This is a genomic window from Leisingera sp. ANG-M1, assembly GCF_000813745.1.
GTDB lineage: Bacteria > Pseudomonadota > Alphaproteobacteria > Rhodobacterales > Rhodobacteraceae > Leisingera.
Genome location: NZ_JWLC01000013.1, coordinates 21,565 through 48,010, shown reverse-complemented (window position 1 = coordinate 48,010; position 26,446 = coordinate 21,565). Strand labels below are relative to the sequence as shown.

The window sequence follows — 26,446 nt, the reverse complement described above, 5'->3', positions numbered from 1 at the left end:
CCCAACCGGGACCGCTCTTTCATCTTGCCAAAAATACTCCCGCCGGAGGCAGCGCCCGCAAGGGCGCACCCATCATGCAGGCGTCGAAGACACGCCAACCTGCGCCGCGCGCAGCAGGCGGTCATGCAGCATGAAGCCTTCCGCCGACACCTGAATGATGTCGCCCGCCTTGGTGCCCGGCACAGGGGCCTCAAACATCGCTTCATGCACCTTCGGGTCGAACTTGTCGCCGACCTCGGGCGAGACAATCCGGATGCCGTGCTTCTCAAACACACCCAGCAGCGAACGCATGGTCAGTTCCACACCTTCGATCAGCGCCGCAGACACTTCACGCTGCTCGTCGGTGGCGGCTTCAATCGCGCGCTTCATGTTGTCATAGACCGGCAGCATGTCGCGGGCCAGTTTCGAACCACCATAATTCTCCGCCTCGCGGCGTGCCTTGTCACCGCGCTTGCGGGCATTCTCGGCATCCGCCAGCGCCCGCATGAAGCGGTCTTTCAGCTCATCCCGTTCCGCCCGGAGCGCATCGATTTCCAGCGAGGCGTCATCAAATTCCTCGGTCTGCGTCGCCAGCTCTTCAGCCTCGGCGGCGGCGATGTCATCCAGAAAGTCTTCGTCCTTGAGCTCTGCCATGTTTCACCTCTAACTCCGGTCCGACAACAGCTTGCCGACCAGTTGTGCCGTATAGTCCACAATCGGCACGATCCGTCCGTAATTCAGGCGCGTCGGGCCAATCACCCCCACCGCACCAATGATCTTTCGATCCGCGTTCATATAGGGAGACACCACCAAAGAGGAACCCGAAAGTGAGAAAAGTTTGTTCTCCGAACCGATAAAAATGCGCACGCCCTCGCCGTCCTCGGTCAGTTCCAGGAATTCGGCGATATCGCGCTTGCGCTCCAGGTCGTCAAACAGGGTGCGGATCCGCTCCAGCTCCTCCGCTGCACCGGTCTCTGCCAGCAGATTCGCACGGCCCCGGACAATCAGCCGGGCCTGATCGCTGCCGTCATCTTCCCAAACCGCCAGACCGCTTTCGATCATAGCATGCGCCAGACTGTCGATCTCCTGCCGCCGTGCCGAGATCTCACCCTGGATCTGCCGCTGCACCTCACTCAGCGTCCGCCCTTCAATAAGCGCATTGAGGAAGTTCGCCGCCTCCCGCATCGAACTGGGCGTCTGCCCCGGCGGCGGCGTGAACAGACGGTTCTCCACGTGGCCGTCCGAAAACACCAGAACCACCAGCGCCCGGTCATGCGCCAGCGAGACAAACTCGATATGGCGGATCTCGGCCTCGTGCTTGGGTGTCAGCACCAGCGACGCCCCCTGCGTGACGCCCGACAGCGCCGCGCCCACGCGGTCCAGCATGCCGCCCACGTCGCCGGCGTTCTTGCCCAGGGTCGCGTCAATCTTTTGACGGTCCTGGGCTTTCAGGTCCTCGACCTCCAGAAGGCCATCGACAAACATCCGCAAACCCAGCTGCGTCGGCACCCGTCCGGCACTGATATGCGGGCTGTCCAAGAGCCCCAAGAACTCCAGATCCTGCATCACATTGCGCACTGTCGCCGCGCTGACCTTCTCACTTAGTGAACGCGTCAGCGTGCGGCTGCCCACCGGATCGCCGCTCTCCAGATAGCTTTCCACCACCGTCCGGAACACTTCCCGGGAACGGTCGTTCAGATCCTGCAGAATGTTTTGCGGGTCACTCATCGGCCTTCCAGCGTGTCTTGCGGTTTCAACATAAGAAGCCGCTGCCAAGATGTCATTAAAGAGCAGCAGGCCAAAAGGTCAATCGGGCTTGCATCGCCTTGGTCCCGGGGGCTATCCCCAAGCCAACAGCAAAAGGATGTATCATGCGACCCTCCGGACGAGAATTGAATGAAATGCGCGCCGTCTCGATCGAGACCGGTTTCACCAAACACGCCGAGGGCTCCTGCCTGATCAAGATGGGCGACACCCACGTGCTCTGCACTGCCACCATCGAAGACCGCGTGCCGCCGTTCATCAAAGGCACCGGTTTGGGCTGGGTCACCGCCGAATACGGCATGCTGCCCCGCGCCACCAACACCCGCATGCGCCGCGAGGCTTCCTCGGGCAAACAGGGCGGCCGCACCGTTGAAATCCAGCGTCTGATTGGCCGCGCCTTGCGGGCCGGCGTCGACCGCGTTGCCCTGGGAGAGCGCCAGATCACCGTCGACTGCGACGTGCTGCAGGCCGACGGCGGCACCCGCTGCGCCTCGATCACCGGCGGCTGGGTGGCGCTGCGCCTGGCGGTCAACAAGCTGATGAAGGCCGGCGACGTGCAGATCGACCCACTGATGGATCCAGTCGCCGCGGTGTCCTGCGGCATCTATGCCGGCCAAACGGTGCTGGACCTCGACTATCCGGAAGACTCCGAGGCCGGCGTGGACGGCAACTTCATCATGACCGGCTCCGGCAAGCTGATCGAAGTTCAGATGTCGGCCGAAGGCTCCATCTTCTCCCGCGACCAGATGAACCAGCTGATGGACTTGGCTGCCAAAGGCACCGCCGAACTTGCCGAGATGCAGAGGGCCGCCTGCAAATGATCCGCAAACTGGAAGGCGGCAAGCTGCTTGTCGCCACCCACAACAGGGGCAAGCTGCAGGAGATCTCCGAGATTCTCGCTCCGTTCGGTGTGAGTGTGGTAGGCGCCGACGAAATGAATCTGCCGGAACCGGAAGAAACCGAGGACACCTTCGTCGGCAATGCCCGCATCAAAGCCCATGCCGCGGCCAAGGCCACCGGCCTCCCTGCCCTTTCCGATGACTCCGGCATCACCATCGACGCACTGAATGGCGCCCCCGGAGTCTATACCGCCGATTGGGCCGAAACCCCCAACGGGCGCGACTTCAAAATGGCGATGACCCGCGCCAATGACGAACTGAACGCCGCCGGTGCCAATGCCCCCCGCACCGCCCAGTTCCGCTGCACCCTGGTCATTGCCTGGCCCGACGGCCATGACGAAGTCTTCGAAGGCGTAATGCCCGGCCAGCTGGTCTGGCCGATCCGCGGCGAACACGGCTTTGGCTACGATCCGATGTTCCAGCCTGACGGTTTTGACATCACCTGCGCCGAAATGGATCCGGCAGAGAAAAACAAGATCAGCCACCGCGGCAAAGCGGTGGCCCGGTTCGTCCAGGGCTGTTTCGGTGGATGACTGGCGCAATGGGGGCTTTGGCCTCTATGTGCATTGGCCCTTCTGCCAGGCCAAATGCCCCTATTGCGACTTCAACAGCCATGTCTCCGCTAAAATAGACCAGAACCTATGGGTTAGGGCCTATTTGGCCGAACTGGACAGACTCTCTGAACAGCTATCAGGCCGCGTTCTGAACTCGATTTTCTTCGGTGGCGGCACCCCGTCCCTGATGCTGCCCGAAACAGTCTCTGCCATTATCGAACGGGCACGTGAAATCTGGCCCTTTGCCAACGACATAGAGATCTCTCTTGAAGCAAACCCAGGCTCTGTCGAGGCTGGCCGGTTTACCGGCTACCGCGATGCCGGCCTCAACAGGGTCTCTATGGGCATTCAGGCTCTGAACGACGAGGATCTGCGCCGTCTGGGTCGCATCCACAGTGTGTCTGAAGCCAAGGCCGCCTTTGACATCGCCCGCAATTGTTTTGACCGTGTGAGCTTTGATCTGATCTATGCCCGCCAGGGCCAATCCCTGGAGGCTTGGCAGGCTGAACTGCGCGAAGCCCTGTCGATGGCAATCGACCATCTGTCGTTGTACCAGCTCACCATCGAAGACGGCACAGCCTTTGGTGACCGCTACGCCCGCGGCAAGCTGCGCAACCTGCCGAGCGATGACACCTCCGCCGACATGTACCAGGCCACGCAGGAGATCTGCGCGGACTTCGGTATGGGTGGCTATGAAATCTCCAACCATGCAAAGCCCGGTTCGGAATCGCGGCACAACCTGATCTACTGGCGCTATGGCGACTACGCCGGCATCGGCCCCGGCGCCCATGGCCGCCTTACCCTGAACGGCACCCGCTACGCCACTGAGACCCACCTCTCCCCTGGTGCCTGGCTGGATGCTGTCCGTAAAGGCAACGGCGAATCCCTGCGAGAGGCTCTGGTTAAGGAAGATGCAGCGGCTGAATACCTGATGATGGGGATGCGCCTATCTGAAGGCCTGGATATGGTGCGGTATTCCCAGCTCGCGGACCGTGACCTGCCTGAAAACCGGCTGGATGACCTTGTACAGTTAGGTATGGTCACTATCTCTGACCAGAGGCTGCGCGCGACTCATCAAGGCCGCGCGGTATTGAATGCGGTTCTCCGCGACCTGTTGATGGATTGAAGCAATGCGTTTTCTCTACGCCGGCCTTGGACTTCTTTTTGTTGCCCTGGCCGTCATCGGCATTGTCCTGCCTCTCCTGCCGACGGTTCCCTTCCTGCTGCTTGCCGCCTTCTTCTTTGCCAATTCCTCGGACCGTCTGCACAATTGGATCTTGGCCCATAATGTCTTTGGCCCGATGATCACTGACTGGCGCGACCACGGTGCCATCCGGCCGGGCGCAAAAAAGGCGGCAACCATTTCGATTGCCGCCGTCTTTGGCATTTCCCTACTGGTTGGCGTTCCCACTCATGTATTGGGGATCCAAGCGCTGGTGCTCTCAGCCGTTCTGATCTTTATCTGGACCCGGCCTAGCGGCTAAGCAGATTGCACAGCTCATCCAGCTGATCCAGATCCTCATAGCTGATCGTCACCGAGCCGCTTTCCCCGCCCGACTTGTGATCTATGGAGACCTTCATCTTCAGCATCGCTGACAGATCACCTTCCAAGGCGCGAGTGTCTGCGTCCTTTTCAACCGCTTTCTTCGGTTTCTTTGCCGCAGCGGTTTGATAGCCGGCAGCATCTTTCTTCACCAAAGCCTCAGTCGCGCGGACGGATAGACCACCTTTCACAATCTTCTTAGCCAGATCGGACGCATGATCCGACGTAATCAAAGCCCGTGCGTGGCCGGCAGACAGCTTCCGCTCCTGCACCAGGATCTGCACGTCCTCGGGCAAATGCAGCAGCCGCACCAGATTGGCAATATGGCTGCGGCTTTTGCCAAGCGCCTCTGCCATCTTTTCCTGGGTATGGCCGAACTTCTCCATCAGCTGCTTATAGCTCTGCGCCTCTTCCATCGCGTTGAGGTCAGAGCGCTGAATGTTCTCGATGATGGCAACTTCCATCATCTCGAGATCGGAGTAGTCCCGGATCAGCACCGGCACTTCATGCAGCTGCGCCGCCTGCGAGGCACGCCAGCGGCGTTCGCCGGCGACAATTTCATATTGTCCGCCAGGGCGCGGCCGCACGATCAGCGGCTGCAAAACACCCTTTTCCTTGATGGAGGCGGTCAGGTCATCCAGATCCTCCTGCAGAAACTGCCGGCGCGGCTGGTTCGGGTTGGCAACGACGTTTTCAATCGGCACCAGAATTTCCGCATTCCGCGGTGCCTCAGCCTGCGTGCTCACCGGCGCAGGGTTCACATCTGCCATCAACGCCGACAGCCCCCGGCCGAGCCCGCGCGGTTTTGCTTTTTTTTCTGCCATGGTTGCCTCCGGTACGTCTTCTGCATTTACGCCGCAATCTTGTGATGTTTATTGAGGATTTCTTCCGCCAGGGCGCGATAGGCCTGTGCTCCCTGCGAGTTTGTATCATAGTTCAGAACCGGCTGGGCATACGACGGTGCCTCGCTGACCCGAACGTTGCGCGGGATTTTGGTTTGAAACACGAGCTCACCCAGATTGTCGCGGGCATCCTGCTCAACCTGCTGCGACAGGTTATTACGCCGGTCGAACATAGTAAGGACGATTCCCTCGATCCGCAGCGCAGGATTGGCCGACTGCCGTACTTCGCGGATCGTCAGCATCAACTGAGTAACACCTTCCAGCGCAAAGAATTCGCTTTGCAGCGGCACCAGCACAGAATGCGACGCCACCATGGCGTTGACTGTCAGAAGGTTCAAGGAAGGCGGGCAGTCAATCAGCACATAGTCCCAATCGTATTCATCCATCGCCGTTTGCCGCAGCGCATCGTGCAAGAGAAAGCTGCGCTTCTCATTGGTAAACAGTTCTATATCCGCTGAGCTGAGATCAACAGTAGCCGGAATGATGCAAAGATCTTCGATTTCCGTCTGCCGGATCACGTCTGTCAGCGACGCGTCTTCGACAAGCAGGTCATAGGTCGTCAGATCCCTGTCCGACGGCTCTATCCCAAGCCCGGTAGAAGCATTCCCCTGCGGATCCAGGTCCACAACCAGCACCCGCAACCCGCACTCAACCAGCGCCGCTGCGAGATTTATGGCTGTCGTTGTCTTCCCTACCCCGCCTTTTTGATTTGCCACCGCGATAATACGAGGCCCCTCAGGCCGGGAACAATCAGACACGTGCCACTCCCCTAATTTTCAGGATTACTGCTTCTGGTTCTGTCAGACTTCTAACCGGTTCCGCATCAAAGCGCCATTGCTGCCGCGCGTTATCCACTTCTTTTTTCCAAGTAACTCCCTTTGGAAACAGCGCGGTACCGCCGGCTGCCAAGTGGCGTTCCGAGAATTCAAGAAGGAGAGACAGGTCTGCCAGCGCCCGGGCGGATAGAATATCCGCGTTCTGAGGGTCAGCTTGTTCGATTCTCTTTGAAATAACGGTGAGACTGACGCCGCATTCTCTGGCAGCGGACCGCAGGAATGCAGATTTCCTCTGATCGCTTTCGATCAGCGTTACTTTCATGTCCGGCTCTTCGTCAGCAGCCAGGATGGCTACAATCACACCGGGGAACCCGCCACCAGAACCGATATCTGTCCAGAGGCTGCCCCTTTCGCCGCACCTGAACACTTGAACGGAGTCAGCTATATGCCGCGTCCAAAGGTGATCCAGGCTGTTTTTGGAAACCAGATTGATCTTCGGATTCCACTTCCGGATCACTTGCTCAAAGATTTCCAGCCGCTGCATTGTTTCACGTGAAACATCCAGGGATGCGAGAATTTCTTTCTGGTTCATGCGGATTTCCCCTGGCGGCCCTGCTCCTTCCGAAGCCGAGCGAGCAGAAGAGCCAAGGCAGCCGGGGTTATACCGTCAATCCGAGCCGCCTGTGCCAGAGTTTCCGGCTGAGCGCGAGCAAGTTTCTGCTGCAGTTCCTTAGAAAGGCCCTCAATCCCGTCATATACAAAGCCGGCAGGAATGACATAACCCTCGTCCCGCTTCATCGCGGATATCTCCCGCTCCTGCCGGGCAATGTAATTGGCATACAATGCATCCCGTTCGACTTGCCTGCGGATGTCACTTTCGGCTACGGAAAGTTCCGGCAGCAACGGAAGCATGTCCTCAAAAGTCACATCCGGAAACGCCAAGACGTCCAGCCCGGAGCGCTTATTGCCATCCTGGTTGACGCGAATACCGGCCTCCAGAACCTGCTTGGGCGTAAAGCTGGCTGCCTCCAGGGTTGAACGCGCTGCCTCAAGGCGTTCGCTCTTGTCCTGGAATGCCGCTTGCCGCTCCGCCCCGACACATCCGAGCTCGATCGCCATTGGTGTCAATCTCTGGTCGGCATTATCCGCACGCAAAGACAGCCGGAACTCCGCTCGCGATGTGAACATCCGGTAGGGCTCACTCACCCCGTTGGTGGTGAGGTCATCTATCATCACCCCGATGTAGCTGTTGGAGCGGCCAAATACGGCAGGTTCCCTGCCCTTGCAGCGCAGAGCAGCGTTCAGGCCAGCAACAAGCCCCTGGGCAGCAGCTTCTTCGTAGCCCGTGGTGCCGTTGATCTGCCCTGCAAGGTACAGTCCGGGAACCTCTTTCAGGGCCAGATCCAGTGAGAGCGCGCGCGGATCGACGTAGTCATATTCAATCGCATAGCCCGGCTGCAGGATTTCTGCATTCTCCAGTCCTTTGATCGAGCGGACATAATCCTCCTGTACATCCAGCGGAAGGCTCGTCGAAATTCCATTGGGATACACGGTGTGGTCGGAAACGCCCTCTGGTTCCAAAAAGATCTGATGAGAGTCCTTATCGGCGAAACGGACAATCTTATCCTCGATTGACGGACAGTACCGCGGCCCCACCCCCTCTATGTGCCCTCCATACATGGCAGAGCGGTCCAGATTCTTCCGGATAATGTCATGTGTCTTTGAATTGGTGTGGGTGATCCCGCAAGAAACCTGCTTTGCGTTCAGTTTCTTCGTCAGGAAGGAGAAGAAGACCGGATCTTTATCACCAGGCTGCTCATCCAGGATACTCCAGTTGATCGTCCGCCCGTCAAGCCTCGGCGGTGTCCCGGTCTTCAACCTGCCCAAAGGAAGGTCAAAGCTGTCGAGGCGTTCTGCCAACCGGTCGGAGGGCTTGTCGCCCATACGCCCGCCCGGCCTGGAAACATCACCGATGTGAATGACGCCGCGCAGGAAGGTGCCGGAGGTCAGAATCACTGCGCGGCTGGAGATCTCGCTGCCATCGGCAAGGACCACGCCGGCGACGGTTTTCCCATCCATCACAAAGTCAGTGACTTCGCCTTCGACGATATCGAGATTGCTCTGAGCTTCTGTCAGCTTCAGCATTTCAGCCCGGTAAATTGAACGGTCCGACTGCGCTCTTGGCCCTTGAACTGCCGGCCCTTTACGCCGGTTGAGCAAACGGAATTGGATACCTGCCAAGTCGGCCACCCGGCCCATCACCCCGTCCAGTGCGTCAATTTCCCGAACCAGATGCCCCTTGCCCAGGCCGCCGATTGCAGGATTGCAGGACATAACGCCAATCCCGCTGCGGTCCAGCGTGACCAGAGCGGTCCGTACACCCATGCGCGCTGCGGCATGGGCGGCTTCGGTGCCGGCGTGCCCGCCGCCTACTACGATGACATCGTATGCTGAATGTTTCACGTGAAACACTCCTTCACTTTCCTAAGCAGAAACTCGAGAAGATCTCGTCCAGCAGGTTTTCAACGCCGATCCGGCCCACAAGCATTTCCAAAGCCCGGATCGCCGACCGCATTTCCTCGGCTGCAATATCATAAAACTCCGGACCACGCTGCAGGATATCCTGTGCTTCCTTTAAATTCACCAGAGCTGTCAGCATAGCATCCCGGTGCCGCGCACGGGTGGCAATGCCGGCCTGGGCAGAACGGTTCTGCAAAATCTTGGAAATGTGATCAACCAGATGATCGATTCCCTGACCGGACCGGCCAGAAACCGCATTGCCGGCGTCCTCCCGCAAATCGGCCTTGGGACGCAAGCGGATGTCGCCGGCCCGCATTTCCACATCGAGGAGTTCATCGTCCTCCGCCAGAAAAACACGAAGATCCGCATCTTCCGCCCGTTTGCGAGCCAGGGCGATGCCGATACCTTCGACGTGGTCATCCGTGTCCCGCAGGCCGGCAGTGTCCAATAGGGTAACAGGCAAGCCGGCGAGGTCCATACGGACTTCGATGATATCGCGTGTAGTGCCGGCATACTCAGAAGTGATCGCTGCTTCGCGGCCGGCCAGCGCATTCAAAAGCGTCGACTTCCCGACATTGGGTGCACCAATGATAGCCACTTCAAAACCGCTGCGGATCCGCTCTGCAAATTTGACGCCGGCGGTTTCCTGTTCCAAGCCGGCTTGAACGTTTTGCAGCAGGCCGACAACCTCCGGCGTAACGTCGACAGGCACTTCTTCGTCGGCAAAGTCGATAGTGACCTCTATCAAGGAGGCCGCCCGGATCAGATTTGCCCGCCATTTCTCGGCCAGATCTCCAAGCCCGCCGGCGAGAATCACCTGCGCCTGTTTGCGTTGGGCTTCGGTTTCTGCATCGATCAGATCAGCCAGGCCTTCAACCTGGGCCAAATCCAGATTGCCGTTTTCCAGCGCCCGGCGGGTGAACTCCCCGGGTTCTGCCATTCTCAAACCACTGATTCGTCCAAGCGAATCGAGCACTGCAGTTACGACGGCAGTGCTTCCATGTGTTTGAAATTCAACAGTATTTTCGCCCGTAAAGCTATTCGGAGCGGAGAAGGTAAGAACCAGCGCCTCGTCCAGGCGTTCACCTGATTCGTCCCGCAGAACCCGCAGGCTGGAGCGCCGCGCCGGCAAAGCACGGCCGCATAGCTGAACACCAGCCTCCAACGCCAAAGGGCCGGAGACGCGGATCACCGCAACCCCGGCCTTGCCTTGAGCGGAGGCCAGCGCAAAGATCGTGTCCATTGGGTGGCCCTTCTCTCTCGCCGGCCCGGATCAGGTGTTCATCGAGTCGAAGAACTCAGAGTTCGACTTGGTCTGCTTCAGCTTCGACAGCAGGAACTCAATCGCGTCGGTGGTGCCCATCGGGTTCAGGATCCGGCGCAGCACAAATGTCTTGGCCAGATCGACTTTGTCGACCAGCAGGTCCTCTTTCCGGGTGCCGGATTTGAGGATGTCGATCGCCGGGAACACGCGTTTGTCGGCAATCTTACGGTCCAGCACGATTTCCGAGTTACCGGTGCCTTTGAATTCTTCAAAGATCACCTCGTCCATGCGCGAGCCGGTGTCGATCAGCGCGGTGGCAATGATGGTCAGCGAACCGCCCTCTTCGATATTGCGCGCGGCACCAAAGAAGCGTTTGGGGCGCTGCAGCGCGTTTGCGTCGACACCACCGGTCAGAACCTTGCCCGAGGACGGCACCACGGTGTTAAAGGCCCTACCAAGTCTTGTGATCGAGTCGAGAAGAATCACAACATCTCGTTTATGTTCCACCAAACGCTTGGCCTTTTCGATGACCATTTCGGAGACCGCAACGTGCCGGGTCGCCGGCTCGTCAAAGGTGGAGGAGACAACCTCACCCTTCACCGAGCGCTGCATGTCGGTCACCTCTTCCGGGCGCTCGTCGATCAGCAGAACGATCAGGTAGCACTCCGGGTGGTTCTTTTCGATCGAGTGGGCGATGTTCTGCAGGATCACCGTTTTACCGGTCCGCGGCGGCGCCACGATCAGCGAACGCTGGCCTTTGCCGATCGGCGCAACCAAGTCGATCACCCGGGCGGAACGGTCCTTGATGGTGGGATCCTCGATCTCCATCTTCAGACGCTCATCCGGGTAGAGCGGGGTCAGGTTGTCGAAGGCAATCTTGTGACGGGCCTTTTCCGGCTCCTCAAAGTTGATCTTGGTGACATTGGTCAGCGCAAAGTAACGCTCACTGTCGAGCGGAGCCTTGATCTGGCCTTCCACGGTGTCGCCGGTGCGCAGCGACCACTGGCGGATCATATCGGGGGAAACATAGATGTCATCCGGACCCGGCAGATAGTTGGCTTCGGGCGAGCGCAGAAAACCGAAACCGTCCTGCAGCACTTCCAGCACGCCGTCGCCGCCGATTTCCCAGCCCTCATCCGCGCGTTCGCGCAGGATCTGGAACATCATCTCGCCCTTGCGCATGGTCGAGGCGTTTTCGATCTCCAGCTCCTCGGCCATTGCCAGCAGCGCTTTGGGGCTTTTTGCCTTGAGATCGGACAGATTCAGGGATTGCACGGTCATATATATACGGCCTCTACTCCCCCGTTTGCCCAGGGGGTCGGTCTGACGACAGGATTGGAAAACACGAAATGCCCGGACGGGCCCGTTGAGAGCCATACATAGGGACTCGTTTCAGGTGAGTCAAACGCCGGCTGCAAGCGTTCCGGCGCTGCTGGGCCTGTTTCTGCGCTTCTGCGTCAGAATTTGAAGGTGACCGAAACCACAATCATCAGCATCAGCACGGTGGGGACCTCATTCATCATCCGGAACTGCCGGCCGGTGAGAGTATTCCTGCCTTCTTTGAAATCGCGGTAGCGGAACAGCAGCCAATGGTGGAACCAGGTCATGGCAATCACTGAAACGCCCTTGGTCCAGGGCCAGATGTAGCTCCAGTCGACGATTCCAGGCGTTAGAACGATGAACAGCCCTGCAGCCCAGGAGACATACATTGCCGGGCGCATGATGATCCTGAGGAGCTTCTCTTCCATTTGAAGGAAGATCGGCACTGCTTCCTGCACATTCTCAGCCTGCTCCACGTGATACACAAACAGACGGGGGAGATAGAAGAGACCTGCCATCCAGCTGAGGACAGCCATGATGTGCAGCGATTTGGCATATGGGTAGAGCGTGAACATGACATCGCTCAGGTCCATGGGCTGTTCTCCCGAACTGATCTGATCTCTCTAATAATTAAATGATTATTAGAAGGATGATGTTTTTGTAGTGTGCGTGGATTCCGGTGGATAAGTGAGTCCTCCTCCGCTTATCCCCAGCAGGGATAAGATTCCAGCTTGGATGGGACCGGAGTCGTGGAAATTTTCTTAACGCCTTAGAAATAAGGTGCGTTAAGAATGTGTTTACCTATCCGTACTTGGGGATAAGGCAGGGATGATCCGGGGAGAGCCGGCATATCCACGGATTCAAAGTTATCCTGACTCACAAAGGACGACTCAGCCGGCTGAATCCTGAGATTTGCGTCAACCCCTGTAGTCTTTACTTGAGCGTGGAAAACCATACAAAACGTCCTGAAACAATCTGCGTCTTTCCCACGGGGTTTTCCACATGACTGCCCACATAGTGCTGGCTTCCGGTTCCGAAATCCGGGCGCATCTTCTGCGCCAGGCATGCATAGAATTTGAAACCGACGTGCCGCGGCTGGATGAAGAGGCGATCAAGGCCGCGCTGCTGGCTGAACAGGCGCCGCCGCGCGACATCGCCGATGCGCTGGCTGAGGCCAAGGCACGCAAGATCAGCGGCAAACATCCGGGCAAACTGGTGCTAGGCTGTGATCAGGTGCTTGATTTCGAAGGGAAACTACTTTCCAAGCCAACCAGCGAAGAGGTTGCGCTGGCGCAGCTCAAGGAAATGTGCGGCAAGCGGCATATGCTGCTGTCGGCCGCGGTGATCTACCGCGATGGCGAACCGATCTGGCGCCATGTGGGGCAGGTCCGGCTGGTGATGCGGAAATGCTCGGATGCTTATCTGCAGGACTATGTGTCCCGCAACTGGGACAGCATCCGCCACGCGGTGGGAGCTTATAAACTGGAGGAGGAAGGCGTGCGCCTCTTTGCCTCCATTGACGGAAGCTACTTTAATGTCTTGGGATTGCCGCTGATGGAGCTTATCAGTTACTTAGGCCTGCAAGGGGTAATCGAGCAATGACAGAAGCAAAAATCCCGCTCGCCGGCGTTATCGGCTGTCCGGTTGCACATTCCAAATCTCCGCAGCTGCACCGTCACTGGCTGAACACCCATGGGATCGCCGGCCATTATGTGCCGATGCATGTGGAGCCCGAAGATCTGGCGGACACTATCCGGATGATGCCGAAGATGGGGTTTGTCGGCGCCAACGTGACCATCCCGCACAAGGAAGCGGTGATGGAGATTGCTGACAAGGTCACCGACCGGGCCAAGCTGATTGGTGCGGCCAATACGCTGATCTTCCGCAAGGACGGCACCATCATGGCCGACAACACAGACGGCTATGGTTTTATTACCAACCTGCATCAGGGCGCGCCGCTGTGGGAACCGCAGTCCGGGCCGGCCGTGGTGCTGGGCGCCGGCGGCGCCTGCCGCGCGGTGGTGGCCTCGCTGCTGGAGGCCGGCGTGCCCGAGATCCTGCTGACCAACCGCACCCGCGACCGCGCCGAGCAGCTGCAGAGCGATTTTGGCAGCCAGGTGAAAGTGTCTGATTGGGTCCAGGCCGGCAATATTATTGAAGAAGGTGCGCTGATCGTGAACACCACCTCGCTGGGCATGGTCGGCAAGCCGCGCCTGCGGGTGCCGCTGGACGGGCTGCAGCGCAATGCCGTGGTGACAGATCTGATCTATGCGCCGCTGAAAACCGACCTGCTGCAAACAGCCGAGGAGGCCGGCTGCACGGTGGTCGATGGGCTCGGCATGCTGCTGCATCAGGCGGTTCCGGGTTTCGAGCGCTGGTTCGGCCACCGCCCCGACGTGGATGCAGCCACCCGCGCGGCGGCGCTCAGATGAGTTTCAGCCTCGGCCTTACCGGCTCCATCGGCATGGGCAAAAGCACCACCGCCAAACTGTTCGCGGCCCAGGGCTGCGCGGTGTGGGATGCCGATGCGGCGGTGCACCGGCTGTACGGCAAGGGCGGAGCGGCAGTCGGGCCGATGCAGGCCGCCTTCCCCGGGGCCATCGAGGATGGCGAAGTCAGCCGGGCCGTCTTGAAACAGATCATTGGCGCTGACCCGGACGCATTAAAACGCATCGAAGCCATCGTGCATCCCTTGGTTGCGCAGGACCGGGCCGCCTTCCGGGCGAAGGCGCAAAGCGATGTCCTGGTCTTTGACATCCCGCTGCTGTTTGAAACCGGCGGCAATGCCGAAATGGACGCAGTGGCCTGTGTGAGCGTCGATGCCGAAACCCAGCAGCAGCGGGTTCTGGCCCGCGGCACGATGACGGTTGAGCAGTTCCGGCACATCCTGCAAAAGCAGATGCCGATTGAGGACAAGCGCGCCCGCGCCGATTACGTGATCGAAACGGACACTTTGGAACACGCCGAGGCGCAGGTGGCAGAGATCCTCGCAGATATCAGGAGCAAACTGGCCCATGCGTGAAATCGTTCTTGATACCGAAACCACCGGCTTTGATCCCTTCTCCGGCGACCGGATTGTCGAGATCGGCGCGGTGGAGCTCTACAACCACATGCCCACCGGCAAGACGTTCCACGAATACATGAACCCGGAGCGCTCGATGCCGGCCGAGGCATTCTCGGTGCACGGTATCGGCCCGGATCTGCTGGAGCCGCCGCAGAAACCCGAACCTGGTGCCGTGACCCTGCGGGACAAGCCGGTGTTTGCCAAGATTGGTCAGAAATTTCTGGACTTCGTGCAGGACTCCAAGCTGGTCATTCACAACGCCAGCTTTGATATGAAGTTCCTGAACGCCGAACTTGGCTGGATGGGGCTGCCGAAATTGCCGATGGATCAGGCCATTGATACGCTGGCCATGGCCCGCCAGCGGTTCCCGGGCTCGCCGGCGACGCTGGATGCGCTGTGCCGCCGCTTCAACATCGACAACTCCAACCGGACCCTGCATGGGGCGCTGCTCGACTCCGAGATCCTGGCCGATGTCTATCTGGAGCTGATCGGCGGCCGGCAGCCGGATTTCGGCCTGTCAACGCAGGCCTCCTCCAGCTCGGTTCATGTGGAAGACGACTGGCGCCCTGCCCAGCGGCAAACGCCCCTGCCCTCGCGGATCACAGCCGAGGAACAGGCCGCGCACGAGGCCTTTGTGGCCAAGATGGGCGATGACGCCCTGTGGAAGGCGTCCTGACCTACGCAGCGTGGCCCACGCAGGTTCACCCAAGCCGGCCGGGAAAAAGAAAAACGCCGCTGAATATCAGCGGCGTTTTCTGTTTCAAAACTCTGAATCCTTACTGGGTCGGCGCAGCCGCAGCGGCCTCTTGCTGGCGGCGGGCCAGTTCGTTGCGGTAGATCGCGACGAAATCGATATTGTCCAGGTTCAGCGGCGGGAAGCCGCCGTCGCGGGTGATGTCCGACACGATGCGGCGCAGGAACGGGAAGGTCTGGCGCGGGCACTCGATCAGCAGGAACGGGTGCAGCTGGTCTTCCGGCACGCCGGCGATGTTGAACACGCCGACATATTCCAGCTCCAGCACAAACAGGACGTTGCCGCCTTCCTTGTTCTTGGACTCGACGGTCAGCTTGGTGACAACCTCATACTGGTTCTCGGCCGAACGCTTTTTCGCATCCAGGTTCACCTGCACACTGACGTCGGGCTGCACGTCGCCGCCGGTGCCTTTCTGCGCCATCACGTTTTCAAACGACATGTCGCGGATGAACTGGCCCAGAATGTTCATCTGAACCTGGGGCTGCTGCTGGGCTTCGCCGTTTTCGGCCATGGAGATACTCCTGAAAAAATGCTTTGGACCGTGCTTAACAGCTTGATCCGGGTATCTCAACGGGGGCCGTCAACCCAGCCCGACGGGCCCTCAGGGCGCTTCCCCGGGGTCACATCTTCGTAATCGCCGTCGATGATGTCATCGGGCCGGCCCGCGGTTCCTGGGTAGTGGCGCCCCTGCATGCTGCCCGGCCCCATCTGGAACTGCGCCACTGTGACACGGGCGCGCAGGTAGCGGTACACCGCCAGCCGCACCGGCGGCATCAGCAGCGCAAAGCCGAAGGCGTCGGTAAAGAAACCAGGCGTCAGCAGCAAAGCGCCTGCAAACAGGATCATAGCCCCATGCGCCAAGGGTTCTGCCGGATCGTTCAATTGCTGAAACGAGGACCGCAGCTGCCCCATTGCCATCCTACCTTGGGTTTTCACCAGCCAGGTGCCGATCACCGCGGTCAGCACCACGATGGCCAGGGTCGGCCACAGACCGATGGCGCCCCCCACCTGAATAAACAAAGCGATTTCAATGATGGGAACCATCAGGAAGGCCAGGAAAAGATACATTAGGGTTTCCTTGAGATCATACGCTGCAGCGGTAGACTTGCCCCCGCCCGTCACCTACATAAGACTTGACCGCTTTGGTTTCAAACCAAGCACGAACGCCTAGCATGAGGTATCCATGGAGTCGCCTGTGATTCAGCTTTTGGTTTTGGCCGGTATTGCTGTGTTTCTGATCCTGCGCTTGAAAAGCGTGCTCGGAACACGCGAAGGCTTTGAAAAGCCGCCGTTGCCGCAATCCGAAGCGCGCGGCCGCCGTCCCGATCTGGAAGTGATCGAAGGCGGGCCGGACCGGGACATCACCGACTATGTCGCCGATGACAGCCCGCAGGCGCGGGCACTGGCTGAGATGAAACGGGCAGAGCCGTCGTTCCAGGTGCAGGAATTTGTTCAGGGCGCCCGTGGCGCCTATGAAATGATCCTGATGGGCTTTGAGCATGGCAACCTGGACGACATCCAGCCCTTCCTGGCAGAAGATGTGTTCGACAGCTTTGTCGATGCCGTCGCACAGCGCGAGGATCAGGGTCTGAAGATCGAGGCCGAGTTCATCGGCGTGCGCGAAACCACCGTGGCCGATGCGCAGTTCGACGCGCAGTCCGGCCGTGCCGAGATCACTATGCGCTTTGTGGGTGAGATGACTTCGGTTGTCCGCGACCGCGGCGGCGACATTGTCGAAGGTGACCCGAAGGCAGTGAAACGCCAGAAGGACACCTGGGTCTTTGCCCGCAACATGGGCGCGGACGACCCCAACTGGCAGCTGGTCGCGACGGACGCATGATTGCCGCGCTTCGGGGGGCACTGGCGGCAGCTGCATTTGCAGGTGCCGCAATGACCGCCTCCGGGGCGCAATCCGAGACCGTCTCCAGCATGCTGGAGTTTTCCGACCTGCAGGGCTGGGCCGAGGACGACCACGCCGCGGCGCTGTCAGTTTTTCTGGAAACCTGCCGCGACCTCAAGGACCCCGATTGGGCGGCCCTCTGCAAGGCCGCGCATTCCCAGGCACCGGAAGGCGCCCGGGCCTTTTTTGAACTCTTCTTCCGCCCGGTGCTGATCGAGGACGGCAATGCCGCCCTCTTCACAGGTTACTTTGAGCCTGAGCTGAACGGCTCCCGCTACCCATCTGGCCGTTATCGCTATCCGGTCTACAAGATGCCGCCTGAGGCGCGCCAAACCAATCTGTGGCTGCCGCGCCGGGACATTTTGACCAGCGGCGTGATGGAGCGCCGCGGGCTGGAGATTGCCTGGGTCGACGACCCGGTCGAGCTGTTCTTTCTGCAAATCCAGGGCTCCGGCCGGATCCGCCTGCCGGACGGCTCGATGATCCGGGTTGGCTATGGCGGTGCCAACGGGCACGAATACAAATCCATCGGCCGCGAACTGGTCCGCCGCGGTGTCTACAACGCCCATCAGGTCAGCGCCCAGGTGATCAAGTCCTGGGTGCGCCGCAACCCGGTGGACGGCAAGGAGCTGCTGTTTCACAATCCCTCCTACGTCTTTTTCCGCGAGGTGCGCAAAGTCGCTGCCTCCAAGGGTCCTCTGGGTGCCATGAACCGCTCGGTCACGCCGATGCGCACCATTGCCGCCGATCCCGCCTATACCCCGCTGGGCGCGCCGGTCTGGGTGGAAAAGGACGGCCATATGCCGCTGCGCCGGCTGATGGTGGCGCAGGATACCGGATCCGCCATCAAGGGTGCACAGCGGGCTGATATCTTTGTCGGCACCGGCGACGAGGCTGGACAAACGGCCGGCACAATGAAAGACCCCGGGCGGATGGTGGTGCTGCTGCCGATCCAGCGGGCCTATGCAATGTTGCCGGAAGACCTTTGAATGACACGGCGGAAATTGACGGAAGACGAGATCGACCTCTGGCAGAAGGTCGTCAAGCAGACTGAGCGCCTGTCGCCCGGCTCTCACTCCACGCCGCCCTATCCGCCGAAACCCAAGCCGAAACCGGTCAAACATCCGGAGCCGCGGCTCGACCCGTTTGAACTCGGCAGCCGCGCCAAGCCAAAACCGGTGAAACACGACCTCAAGCCCTCGATCGCCCGCAGCCTGGCCAGCGATCCGGTGAAGATGGACGAGAAGTCCTTCCGCCGCATGAAGCGCGGCAAGATCCGGCCCGAGGGCAAGCTGGACCTGCACGGCATGCGCATCGATGGGGCCCACCCTGCCCTGACCCGCTTCATTCTGTCTGCCCAGGCCTCGGGCAAGCGGCTGGTGCTGGTGGTCACTGGCAAGGGCAAGCACCGGGATGAGCCGGGTCCGATTCCGGTGCCGCGCGGGGTGCTGCGCCACAAGGTGCCGCAATGGCTGGCGCTGCCGCCCTTAGCCCAGGCGGTGCTGCAAGTGACGCCCGCCCATATCAGTCACGGCGGAGAAGGCGCGTACTACGTGTATCTGCGCCGCGCCCGCTGAACCTCGCTGCCTGTGCTACTTGTCGCTGCTGAGCGGTGCACTTAACGAGACTTGGGTCGCGTTATCCCGGATGACAATCTGCCCCGGCAGGATCCGCCCTATAGGCACGCTCTCGCGTTTGAACGTTTCGGTGGTCTCCTGCGCACCGTTCAGCAGGGCCAGCAGCGCCGGCGAAGTTGCGGCGACAAAATGCTGCGAGCCAGCTTCCTCGGCAAACTCGGTGGTGTCGATAATGCCGACCGGGAATTCCTTCACCTCTTCGATGTTGTCGAGATTGCCCAGCCGCTCGCGCCCGTCCAGCCCGCGCAGGCGCTGCGACAAAGTCAGGATATTGTCCTTGCGGGAGACGAAGATCAGGAAGGGCTCCGGCACTTTTTCAAACCGGCGCATTTGCGTTTTGAAGACATCGACATCCAGATCCGGTGACATCAGCACCACCCCGCCCAGGTTCCTGGCCGCCCAGCCTGGGGTTTGAATCTCGATCTGCCGCAGGGTTTCCATCGTCAGCAGCCCGCCCATGGAATGCGCCACGATCACGATCCGGTCGACGCCCGAGGCCCGCAAGTGCCGCAGCAGCCGCTCCAGACCATCGCGGGCAAACAGCACGCTGTCGCCGTCATAGGCATAGCCCAGCGGCTTACCCTTGCTGGGCCAGGAATAAACAACCGTCGCGCCGGGGATTTCGATATCATGGCTCAGCTGTGCGGCCCGGAAGGCGGTCTCGGCCTGGGTGGAGTTGAACCCATGCACAAACAGCGTCACTTCCCGCTGTTTGCTGGGAAATTTGCTCAGTTCCTGCTGCAGGCGGGCCGTGAAATCAGCCTCTGACGCAAAGGTCTTGCGCCCGGCCATGGTGAACTCACGCAACGGGTCGGGATCACCATAGCCGAACTTCAGGTCCCCGGCCGCATGCCCCGGCGGGATCGACACGGTGAGTTCCAGCAGGCTGAAGTCCTCAGCCCGCTCCGACCCAAAGGTCCCGTCAGGCAGCGGTTCGCGGGTGGTGGCGGCAAAGACGGTCTTCGCGGTGCCCACTTCCAGTGCTTCGGGCACGGTGGGGCTGTAGGACCGGTCTGCACATCCCCCCAGTCCGATCAGTAACAAAGCGGCAACCGCGCGCAGGCCCAGCATTGATATCTGCCCTCAAAACCAATTGACGGCAGGCTACTGCACCTGCCGCCAATGTCCAGAGACCCGGCCCGGTTCCGGCGGTTTACAGCACGTAACGGCTGACGTCGGCGGACCGGCCCAGCTCGCCCAGATGCTTCATGACAAAGCTGGCATCGACGGTCACCGCCTCGCCCGAGCGGTCCGGCGCGGTAAAGGACAGCTCCTCAAACACCCGCTCCATCACCGTGTAAAGCCGGCGCGCACCGATGTTTTCGACGGTCTGGTTGACCTCAGCCGCAATCTTGGCCAGCGCCGCGATACCGTCTTCGGTGAAGGTGACCTCGACCTCCTCAGTGCCCATCAGCGCAGTATACTGGCGGGTCAGCGCATTGTCGGTCTCGGTCAGGATGCGCACGAAATCGCCCTCGGTCAGCGCCCGCAGGTTCACCCGGATCGGCAGGCGGCCCTGCAGTTCAGGCAGAAGGTCCGAGGGCTTGGCGATGTGGAAGGCGCCCGAGGCAATAAACAGGATGTGGTCGGTTTTCACTGGCCCGTGCTTGGTGCTGACGGTAGTGCCTTCGATCAGCGGCAGCAGGTCGCGCTGCACGCCCTCGCGGCTGACATCGCCGCCGCGGGTCTCCTGCCGGGCGCAGACCTTGTCGATCTCATCCAGGAACACGATGCCGTTCTGCTCAACCGATTCCAGCGCGGTACGGGTGACGGTTTCATCATCCAGCAGCTTGTCCGCCTCCTCGCCGATCAGCACCTCATAGCTTTCGGCCACGGTCATCTTCTTGCGGGTGGTGCGCCCGCCCATGGCTTTGCCGAACAGATCGCCGAGGTTCAGCATCCCCATATTGCCGCCGCCCGGCTGGCCGGGAATGTCGAACATATTGCCCATCGGGTTTGAGGTATCGGCCACATCGAGCTCGATCACGGTGTCGTCCAGCTCGCCTGCCTTCAGCTTCTTGCGGAACATTTCGCGGGTAGCGTCGCGCGCGTCGGTGCCGGCGATGGCCTCGACCACACGGTCCTCGGCCGCCTTGTGGGCGTTGGCCTTCACTTCCTCGCGCATGTACTCGCGGGTCTGGGCAATGGCGCTGTCGACCAGATCGCGGATGATCTGTTCCACGTCGCGGCCGACATATCCGACCTCGGTGAACTTGGTGGCCTCAATCTTGATGAACGGCGCCCGCGCCAGCTTTGCGAGACGGCGCGAGATCTCGGTCTTGCCGACACCGGTGGGGCCGATCATCAGGATGTTCTTCGGATAGACCTCGTCGCGCAGGTCGTCTGCCAGCTGCTTGCGCCGCCAGCGGCTGCGCAGGGCCACGGCCACGGCACGCTTGGCCTCCTTCTGGCCGATGATAAAGCGGTCCAGTTCGGAAACGATTTCGCGCGGGGTCAGATCGGTCATGTCTCTCAGCTTTCTTGTTTCACCGGGAACCTAATCATGGGCGCGAAAAACACAAGCCGATCACGCCTTGATCACGGATACCTCACGCCGGAACACGCACCAAACACGCCAGATAATAGGCCGGTGAGCCCCGGTTTCTTTTTGAACGCGAACCTGCCCAGATGCAGCCAGCGTTTTGTTCAGGAGCCAAAGGGAGACAACAATGCTGAATCGCCGTTCCTTCTTCGCAGCCGCCGCTGCAACCACCGCCGCCGTGACCCTCACCGGCGCAACCGCAGCCGTTGCCGGCGGCGTCAAAGGCCATTTCGAGGGCCGCTCCAACCACGTGACTTCCGGGGCTGTCAAAATCGTTGAGGAAGGCGGCCGCTACATCGTCGAACTGGGCGATGATTTCTCGCTGGACGGCGGCCCGGATCCGCGCGTCGCCCTGGGCAAGGACGGCAAATACGACCCCGACACCAAGCTGGGCGCGCTGCTCAGCCTGACCGGCAAACAGCGTTACGCGGTGCCCGCCACCTGGGACATTTCCAAGCACAACGAAGTCTACATCTGGTGCGAAGTCGCCGGCGTGCCGCTGGGCGTTGCCAAGATCAAGTAACCGGCGCCGCCACTCACCTAGCGAAGCCAAAGGGAGGGCTGGGCATTTGCTCAGCCCTTTTTCTGTTAAGGGAGCAAAGCGCTAGTGCTTGCTGCCTTTGGTCAGCTCGGTCCTGCTGGGCGGTGAGCGTCTGCCCTGGTGGGCGCGGTACGCGCCCGCCATGGGGCGGGCAGGCGCGTGGCTGCCGCTAGCGCGACAGCCGATGAGTTCGATTGAATTAGTGAGACGGCGGCAGCCGATGCAAGGGCAGTACCCCGCTAAGCGGCGCCAGCAGCGCAGCCCGGATCCGGCTCCAAAACGCACCCAGGGCCACCAGGAACACGCCAAGCGCCAGGATTGTGATCGCGGTGCCCTCGCCGTTGAACACCGTGCCGGCCAGCGTGACGCTGTAGCCGATGGCGGCAATTAGGAACGACCGGCGGTCGATGATGATCGCAATCAGGGCAAACAGCAGCAGAACACCAAACAGCAGCATGTTGGAGCCTGAGGTACCCGCGTCCAGCAGGCTCAGCGCGATGGTGTTGACCAGGGCCGGCGCGGCAACAACGTGCAGCCAGAACCCCTGCGCCGACCGCCGCGTCACCCGGTGCGGGTCGCTGAGGTCAAAAGCCATCGCCACGGCAAAGACGGCAAAGCCGACGGCCAGGGTGATCCAGGCAAAGGGTCCGCTGGCCGACAGCAGGAACAGGTCGCTCACCCCTGCCGGGGTGCCGGCCTGGATAGCGCCAGTCAGCAAGGCAAAGACAAAGACCCCCAAGGCGATCAGCGCCATTGCAAAGGGCACCCGGAAGCGCAGCCAGAACACGGCAATGGCCAGTGTTGCCAGCGCAAAAGGCAACGGCAGGCTGGAATAATCGTTCTGCGCGATCATGAACGGTTGCGAGAAATGCGCCGCAAAACCGGTGCCCGCATTCCCGGCCCACAGCAGCGACAGCGCAATCGCCGGCGCCACCATACGGCGGCGGCGAATGAAATACTCGGACAAGATCCACAGGACCACGGCGCCGGCGGCAGCGGAATAGACTGCTTTTTGCTGATAGCCGCCCAGCGAGCCGGCCAGATCCACCGCGGTGAAGGCCATCCAGCCGGAAGCCAGGATCAAAAGGCCAATGACAATAAAGATCTCGTTGAACCCTTTGAACAGCTCAAACGGTTCATCTCCCGGTGCCAGGTTCTCCCGCGCACCCCGCCGACTGTCGGCCAGCGCCAGCAGCGAGGCTGCCTGCGCCTCGCTCAGCAGACCGGAGCCAACCGCAGCCCGCAAATCATCCTGGCTGATGCGGCTCATCTCAGCTGTCCTGGCCGATGGTTTCGACGGTCAGGTTGCCATTGGTGTAGACGCAGATGTCGGCAGCGATGGCCATCGCATCGCGGGCCACTCCTTCGGCGGATTTTTCGCTGTCCATCATGCCGCGCGCCGCAGCCAGGGCGAAATTGCCGCCCGAACCGATGGCCGCCACATCATGCTCTGGCTCCAGAACGTCGCCGGCGCCGGTGATCACAAACATGTCCTTGCCATCGGTGACGATCAGCATCGCCTCCAGCTTCTGCAGGTATTTGTCGGTGCGCCAGTCCTTGGCGAGCTCCACGCTGGCGCGGGCCAGCTGGCCCGGTGTCGCCTCAAGCTTGGCTTCCAGCCGCTCCAGCAGGGTGAAGGCATCCGCGGTCGAGCCGGCAAAACCGGCAACCACGTCAAAGCCGCCGGGCGACAGGCGGCGCACCTTGCGGGCGGTGCCCTTGATCACGGTTTGGCCCAGCGACACCTGGCCGTCGCCGGCGATAACCACCTCGCCGCCCTTCTTTACGCCGATAATGGTTGTGCCGTGCCAGCCGGGGAATTGATCGTCTGCCATTCATGCCTCCAATTGAGTTGCCCTTTATATGGAACCATCCCCTATCCGGCACAAGGGAAAGCGGTCTTGCCCCCGCAGGCACAGCAGCCTTATCAATCTGGGAATGAGCGAGGCACGTATTCTTACCTTCTATCTGCACGACAGCCTGCGCCGGCGCGCAGAGGCGGGGCGGCACAATTTCATCAACAAGCTGTGCAATGTCGTGCGGGAAGCCGGGTTCTCCGTCGCCTTCACCGGCCCGAAACAAGAGCAGCTCACCTTGTCGGTTTCCCGCCCGGGGTATGCCATGTTCCACATGGCGGATCCGTTCCACGACCGGGCGCTGACCATGCGCAAAGTGTATGAGTACCCGTTCTGGGCCATCGAAACCACGGCCAAGCGCTGGGACTGGCAGGTTGCCCGCAGCAGCTTCCCGGCGGAAAAGGCGGATCGCAAAGAAGCGCAGCGCTTTTACAAGTTCTGGCAAAACCGGCAGTTCGGCCCCGCCGCGGCACAGGCGGACAAACAGGGCTTTGTCTATATTCCGCTGCAAGGCCGCCTGCTTCAGCACCGGTCGTTCCAATGCTGTTCGCCGCTTCGCATGGTGGAACAGGTGCTGGAGCACGACCGGACCCGCCCTGTGGTGGCGACCCTGCATCCGAAAGAGACCTATTCCGCCGAGGAACTGGCGGCGCTTGAACAGCTGGAAAAGCGTTTTCCCCGTCTGACAGTGCGCACCGGCGGCATGGCCGGATTGCTGGCCGGCTGCGATTACGTGGTGACGCAGAACTCCTCTGCTGCCTTCTTCGGGTACTTCTTTGCCAAACCGGCGGTTCTGTTCGGGCAGATCGACTTTCACCACATCGCCGCAAATGTCATCCAGGACGGCGCGGCAGCGGCGTTGGAGATGGGCCCGCATCTGCAGCCGGACTATGCAGGCTATGTGCATTGGTTCTGGCAGCAGATGTCGATCAACGGCGGGCTGGATACTGCGGAGGAGAAGATACGGTGCCGCCTGAAGGCGGCCGGATGGCCGGTCTGACCGCGTTAAAACCTAAGCAACCCGCCATGCAGCCAGTGCAGAGCGGGGCTGAGATTCCAGCAATTGTGGGACTCAGCAGCACATCCTACATGGGGCTCACAACCGGCACAGGGTCGGCTGTTTCTCAGAAGGACTAGCGCAATGACTACCGCAAACATCTACGCGCCGCTCGGAGCAGTCACCGTTCTCCGCGTGGTCGACACACTGATCAACGTGAAAACTGCTCTCGTGGAATGGAACGAGACCCGCCAGACGCGTAACGCTCTGGACAAGCTGTCGGACGCCCAGCTGGCAGATATCGGCCTGGTCCGCGGCGACATCGCGTCGCTGTAATCCGCCGGCCAGAACTGAGTTTTCTAAAGCCGCCCGGTTGGGCGGCTTTTTCTATGTTAGAGACTGCTTTCAGCCGCTGATCTTGTACTTTCCGGCCTGGTCCGGAACCCAGGCCTCAATCGCAGCCGTGGCAACCACATGCCGGGTGCCGGCCTCGGCATCCTCCACATCCAGGCCGCCCTTGACCGCCCTCACATTGGCCCGGCCCCGCGGCAGGTCTTCAGCCACCAGACCGCAATCCACTGCCTCCGGCTGCTGCACGCCGATGGTCACCTCGACGCGCATTTCGCTGTGATCGATCCCCAGCTTGGAAAACAGCGTGATCGAGGAGTGATGCAGCGCGTCCTGCACCGCGCGCCGCGCCGCCTTGGTATAGTCCTGGCCGTAAAGGTCATTGCCCATACCCATTTCCAGGATGATGCGTTTCTCGCTCATTGCGCGGCCTCCATATCAAAGGACACCACAACGGCGGCATTGGCGATCACCGTGCGCCCGCCGTGGGGTTTCTCGATGTTCAAACCGCCTTCCACTACCCGGATGCTGGGCCGGCCGTAGGGGAAGATCTCCTTCAGCGCGTCTGTGTCGACGGCCTCTGGCTTCTGCACACCGATCTCGGCGTCGATGATCATGTCTTCCTTCTGGAAATCAAACAGCTCCGCCATGCTGACGGAGTTGTGCCACAGCGCATCCTTGATCGCGCGGCGGGCGGCCTCGGTATAGTCCTCGCGCCGCAGCGACGTGCCCATGCCGAATTCCACCAGTACCCGTGTCTTGGCCATAGTGCCTCCTGTACCTGTCTCGGCGCGGACCGTCGCAGGGTGGCGGCGCAAAGGAAAGAGCCAGTTTGCCGCCGGCTACTGCACCAGAGCGCAGGGCATGAAAAAAGGGCCGTCCCCGCGGGGACAGCCCTCTGAAACCCTTTAATAGGGATCCGGCTTAGATCGCGTCTTCGATCCAGCTCTGCAGCGCAGCCTTGGGGGCGGCGCCGGCCCGGTTCGAGATCACCTGGCCGTCCTTGAAGATGAACAGCGCCGGGATGCCGCGCACGCCCATTGCGGCGGCGGAGTTCGGGTTGCTGTCAACGTCGACCTTGGCAATTTTCACCTTGCCGTCGAATTCCGCGGCCAGCTCTTCCAGAGCCGGGCCAATCTGCTTGCAGGGACCGCACCACTCAGCCCAGAAATCCACCACAACGGGGATATCGGAGTTCTTGACTTCGGCGTCAAAGGTGGCGTCGGTGACGGCTACGGTGGACATATGCATGTCTCCATGGAGTTATGTGGCAACTGGAGTTGGAA

32 protein-coding genes are annotated in these 26,446 nt (G+C 60.7%); 14 read left to right on the top strand and 18 right to left on the bottom strand.

The genetic code is table 11. From position 1 onward, the window contains the following. Positions 1–72: 72 nt before the first annotated feature. Positions 73–633, bottom strand: coding sequence for a nucleotide exchange factor GrpE (locus RA19_RS11105; protein WP_039162498.1), 561 nt, complete (start codon positions 631–633; stop codon positions 73–75). Positions 634–642: 9 nt separating this feature from the next. Then, a complete protein-coding gene (hrcA, locus tag RA19_RS11100; RefSeq protein WP_039162496.1) occupies positions 643–1,707 on the bottom strand; it encodes a heat-inducible transcriptional repressor HrcA in 1,065 nt (354 codons plus the stop codon). A gap of 143 nt (positions 1,708–1,850) precedes the next feature. Between hrcA and rph the strand changes: the two genes are divergently transcribed. Genes rph through RA19_RS11080 form a run of 4 tightly spaced genes read left to right on the top strand, consistent with a single transcriptional unit; the run spans position 1,851 to position 4,680 of the window. Beyond that, on the top strand, positions 1,851–2,564 hold the full coding sequence (gene rph, locus RA19_RS11095; protein ID WP_039162494.1) for a ribonuclease PH: 714 nt from the start codon (positions 1,851–1,853) through the stop codon (positions 2,562–2,564). After that, positions 2,561–3,175: an RdgB/HAM1 family non-canonical purine NTP pyrophosphatase gene (gene rdgB / locus RA19_RS11090; RefSeq protein WP_039162492.1), complete on the top strand. Its 615-nt coding sequence runs from the start codon at positions 2,561–2,563 to the stop codon at positions 3,173–3,175. The genes rph and rdgB overlap by 4 nt, the downstream gene beginning before the upstream one ends. Then, the gene (hemW, locus tag RA19_RS11085) at positions 3,168–4,322 is read left to right on the top strand and encodes a radical SAM family heme chaperone HemW (RefSeq protein ID WP_039162490.1); all 1,155 of its coding nucleotides are present in this window, start codon (positions 3,168–3,170) and stop codon (positions 4,320–4,322) included. The genes rdgB and hemW overlap by 8 nt, the downstream gene beginning before the upstream one ends. A 4-nt stretch (positions 4,323–4,326) precedes the next feature. Beyond that, positions 4,327–4,680, top strand: a complete 354-nt coding sequence (locus RA19_RS11080) for a YbaN family protein (protein ID WP_039162488.1) — start codon at positions 4,327–4,329, stop codon at positions 4,678–4,680. Here RA19_RS11080 and RA19_RS11075 read toward each other — a convergent pair. From RA19_RS11075 to RA19_RS11045, 7 genes are all read right to left on the bottom strand, one after another. After that, positions 4,670–5,563: a ParB/RepB/Spo0J family partition protein gene (locus RA19_RS11075; protein WP_039162486.1), complete on the bottom strand. Its 894-nt coding sequence runs from the start codon at positions 5,561–5,563 to the stop codon at positions 4,670–4,672. The genes RA19_RS11080 and RA19_RS11075 overlap by 11 nt on opposite strands. A gap of 26 nt (positions 5,564–5,589) precedes the next feature. Next, positions 5,590–6,399, bottom strand: a complete 810-nt coding sequence (locus RA19_RS11070; RefSeq protein WP_039162483.1) for a ParA family protein — start codon at positions 6,397–6,399, stop codon at positions 5,590–5,592. Continuing rightward, positions 6,392–7,009 (bottom strand): 16S rRNA (guanine(527)-N(7))-methyltransferase RsmG, encoded by a 618-nt coding sequence (rsmG, locus tag RA19_RS11065; protein WP_039162481.1) that lies wholly within the window; start codon positions 7,007–7,009, stop codon positions 6,392–6,394. The genes RA19_RS11070 and rsmG overlap by 8 nt, the downstream gene beginning before the upstream one ends. After that, on the bottom strand, positions 7,006–8,880 hold the full coding sequence (gene mnmG / locus RA19_RS11060; RefSeq protein ID WP_039162957.1) for a tRNA uridine-5-carboxymethylaminomethyl(34) synthesis enzyme MnmG: 1,875 nt from the start codon (positions 8,878–8,880) through the stop codon (positions 7,006–7,008). Before mnmG ends, rsmG begins: the two co-directional genes overlap by 4 nt. 13 nt (positions 8,881–8,893) lie before the next feature. Further along, a complete protein-coding gene (gene mnmE / locus RA19_RS11055; protein WP_039162480.1) occupies positions 8,894–10,180 on the bottom strand; it encodes a tRNA uridine-5-carboxymethylaminomethyl(34) synthesis GTPase MnmE in 1,287 nt (428 codons plus the stop codon). 30 nt (positions 10,181–10,210) lie between these two features. Further along, positions 10,211–11,482, bottom strand: coding sequence for a transcription termination factor Rho (gene rho, locus RA19_RS11050; RefSeq protein ID WP_039162476.1), 1,272 nt, complete (start codon positions 11,480–11,482; stop codon positions 10,211–10,213). Between the two features lie 176 nt (positions 11,483–11,658). Beyond that, positions 11,659–12,114 (bottom strand): CopD family protein, encoded by a 456-nt coding sequence (locus tag RA19_RS11045; RefSeq protein ID WP_039162474.1) that lies wholly within the window; start codon positions 12,112–12,114, stop codon positions 11,659–11,661. A 409-nt stretch (positions 12,115–12,523) separates the two neighbouring features. Here RA19_RS11045 and RA19_RS11040 point away from each other — a divergent pair, with 409 nt between their 5' ends. From RA19_RS11040 to dnaQ, 4 genes are read left to right on the top strand one after another with little or no spacing between them, the layout of a single operon-like run. Beyond that, the gene (locus RA19_RS11040; RefSeq protein WP_039162472.1) at positions 12,524–13,123 is read left to right on the top strand and encodes a Maf family protein; all 600 of its coding nucleotides are present in this window, start codon (positions 12,524–12,526) and stop codon (positions 13,121–13,123) included. Beyond that, positions 13,120–13,953, top strand: coding sequence for a shikimate dehydrogenase (locus RA19_RS11035; RefSeq protein ID WP_039162470.1), 834 nt, complete (start codon positions 13,120–13,122; stop codon positions 13,951–13,953). The genes RA19_RS11040 and RA19_RS11035 overlap by 4 nt, the downstream gene beginning before the upstream one ends. Beyond that, positions 13,950–14,543 carry a dephospho-CoA kinase gene (gene coaE, locus RA19_RS11030; RefSeq protein WP_039162468.1) on the top strand — a complete coding sequence of 198 codons (594 nt, stop codon included), beginning with the start codon at positions 13,950–13,952 and terminating at the stop codon, positions 14,541–14,543. The genes RA19_RS11035 and coaE overlap by 4 nt, the downstream gene beginning before the upstream one ends. After that, positions 14,536–15,261, top strand: coding sequence for a DNA polymerase III subunit epsilon (gene dnaQ / locus RA19_RS11025; RefSeq protein WP_039162466.1), 726 nt, complete (start codon positions 14,536–14,538; stop codon positions 15,259–15,261). Before coaE ends, dnaQ begins: the two co-directional genes overlap by 8 nt. A gap of 100 nt (positions 15,262–15,361) precedes the next feature. Here the strand turns inward: dnaQ and secB are convergent, their stop codons facing one another. Beyond that, on the bottom strand, positions 15,362–15,850 hold the full coding sequence (gene secB / locus RA19_RS11020; protein WP_039162465.1) for a protein-export chaperone SecB: 489 nt from the start codon (positions 15,848–15,850) through the stop codon (positions 15,362–15,364). A 56-nt stretch (positions 15,851–15,906) separates the two neighbouring features. After that, complete coding sequence (locus RA19_RS11015; RefSeq protein ID WP_039162463.1) at positions 15,907–16,407, bottom strand: FxsA family protein; 501 nt, start codon at positions 16,405–16,407, stop codon at positions 15,907–15,909. A 115-nt stretch (positions 16,408–16,522) separates the two neighbouring features. Here RA19_RS11015 and RA19_RS11010 point away from each other — a divergent pair, with 115 nt between their 5' ends. Genes RA19_RS11010 through RA19_RS11000 form a run of 3 tightly spaced genes read left to right on the top strand, consistent with a single transcriptional unit; the run spans position 16,523 to position 18,816 of the window. Further along, positions 16,523–17,179, top strand: coding sequence for a Tim44/TimA family putative adaptor protein (locus tag RA19_RS11010; protein ID WP_039162462.1), 657 nt, complete (start codon positions 16,523–16,525; stop codon positions 17,177–17,179). Next, positions 17,176–18,228, top strand: coding sequence for a murein transglycosylase A (gene mltA, locus RA19_RS11005; RefSeq protein WP_039162459.1), 1,053 nt, complete (start codon positions 17,176–17,178; stop codon positions 18,226–18,228). Before RA19_RS11010 ends, mltA begins: the two co-directional genes overlap by 4 nt. After that, positions 18,229–18,816: a Smr/MutS family protein gene (locus tag RA19_RS11000; RefSeq protein ID WP_039162457.1), complete on the top strand. Its 588-nt coding sequence runs from the start codon at positions 18,229–18,231 to the stop codon at positions 18,814–18,816. Positions 18,817–18,831: 15 nt separating this feature from the next. On the opposite strand, the gene RA19_RS10995 is transcribed toward RA19_RS11000, so the two are convergent. After that, positions 18,832–19,947, bottom strand: a complete 1,116-nt coding sequence (locus RA19_RS10995; protein WP_039162455.1) for an alpha/beta hydrolase — start codon at positions 19,945–19,947, stop codon at positions 18,832–18,834. Positions 19,948–20,029: 82 nt separating this feature from the next. Then, positions 20,030–21,343, bottom strand: a complete 1,314-nt coding sequence (gene hslU / locus RA19_RS10990) for an ATP-dependent protease ATPase subunit HslU (protein ID WP_039162452.1) — start codon at positions 21,341–21,343, stop codon at positions 20,030–20,032. 202 nt (positions 21,344–21,545) lie between these two features. Between hslU and RA19_RS10985 the strand changes: the two genes are divergently transcribed. Next, positions 21,546–21,941: a DM13 domain-containing protein gene (locus RA19_RS10985; RefSeq protein WP_039126432.1), complete on the top strand. Its 396-nt coding sequence runs from the start codon at positions 21,546–21,548 to the stop codon at positions 21,939–21,941. Positions 21,942–22,158: 217 nt separating this feature from the next. Here the strand turns inward: RA19_RS10985 and RA19_RS10980 are convergent, their stop codons facing one another. Then, complete coding sequence (locus tag RA19_RS10980) at positions 22,159–23,229, bottom strand: membrane protein (RefSeq protein ID WP_039162450.1); 1,071 nt, start codon at positions 23,227–23,229, stop codon at positions 22,159–22,161. 1 nt (position 23,230) lies between these two features. Next, positions 23,231–23,794 (bottom strand): ATP-dependent protease subunit HslV, encoded by a 564-nt coding sequence (gene hslV / locus RA19_RS10975; RefSeq protein WP_039162448.1) that lies wholly within the window; start codon positions 23,792–23,794, stop codon positions 23,231–23,233. 103 nt (positions 23,795–23,897) lie between these two features. On the opposite strand from hslV, the gene RA19_RS10970 reads away from it, so the two are divergent. Next, positions 23,898–24,815 carry a hypothetical protein gene (locus RA19_RS10970; protein WP_039162446.1) on the top strand — a complete coding sequence of 306 codons (918 nt, stop codon included), beginning with the start codon at positions 23,898–23,900 and terminating at the stop codon, positions 24,813–24,815. 141 nt (positions 24,816–24,956) lie between these two features. Then, on the top strand, positions 24,957–25,148 hold the full coding sequence (locus tag RA19_RS10965; protein ID WP_039162445.1) for a DUF1127 domain-containing protein: 192 nt from the start codon (positions 24,957–24,959) through the stop codon (positions 25,146–25,148). Between the two features lie 69 nt (positions 25,149–25,217). Here RA19_RS10965 and RA19_RS10960 read toward each other — a convergent pair whose 3' ends face one another. The 3 genes from RA19_RS10960 to trxA form a co-directional block, all read right to left on the bottom strand. Further along, on the bottom strand, positions 25,218–25,583 hold the full coding sequence (locus tag RA19_RS10960) for a Lin0512 family protein (protein WP_039162443.1): 366 nt from the start codon (positions 25,581–25,583) through the stop codon (positions 25,218–25,220). Then, positions 25,580–25,927 carry a Lin0512 family protein gene (locus RA19_RS10955; protein ID WP_039162441.1) on the bottom strand — a complete coding sequence of 116 codons (348 nt, stop codon included), beginning with the start codon at positions 25,925–25,927 and terminating at the stop codon, positions 25,580–25,582. The genes RA19_RS10960 and RA19_RS10955 overlap by 4 nt, the downstream gene beginning before the upstream one ends. A gap of 157 nt (positions 25,928–26,084) precedes the next feature. Next, positions 26,085–26,405 (bottom strand): thioredoxin, encoded by a 321-nt coding sequence (trxA, locus tag RA19_RS10950; protein ID WP_039162438.1) that lies wholly within the window; start codon positions 26,403–26,405, stop codon positions 26,085–26,087. Positions 26,406–26,446: the final 41 nt, after the last annotated feature.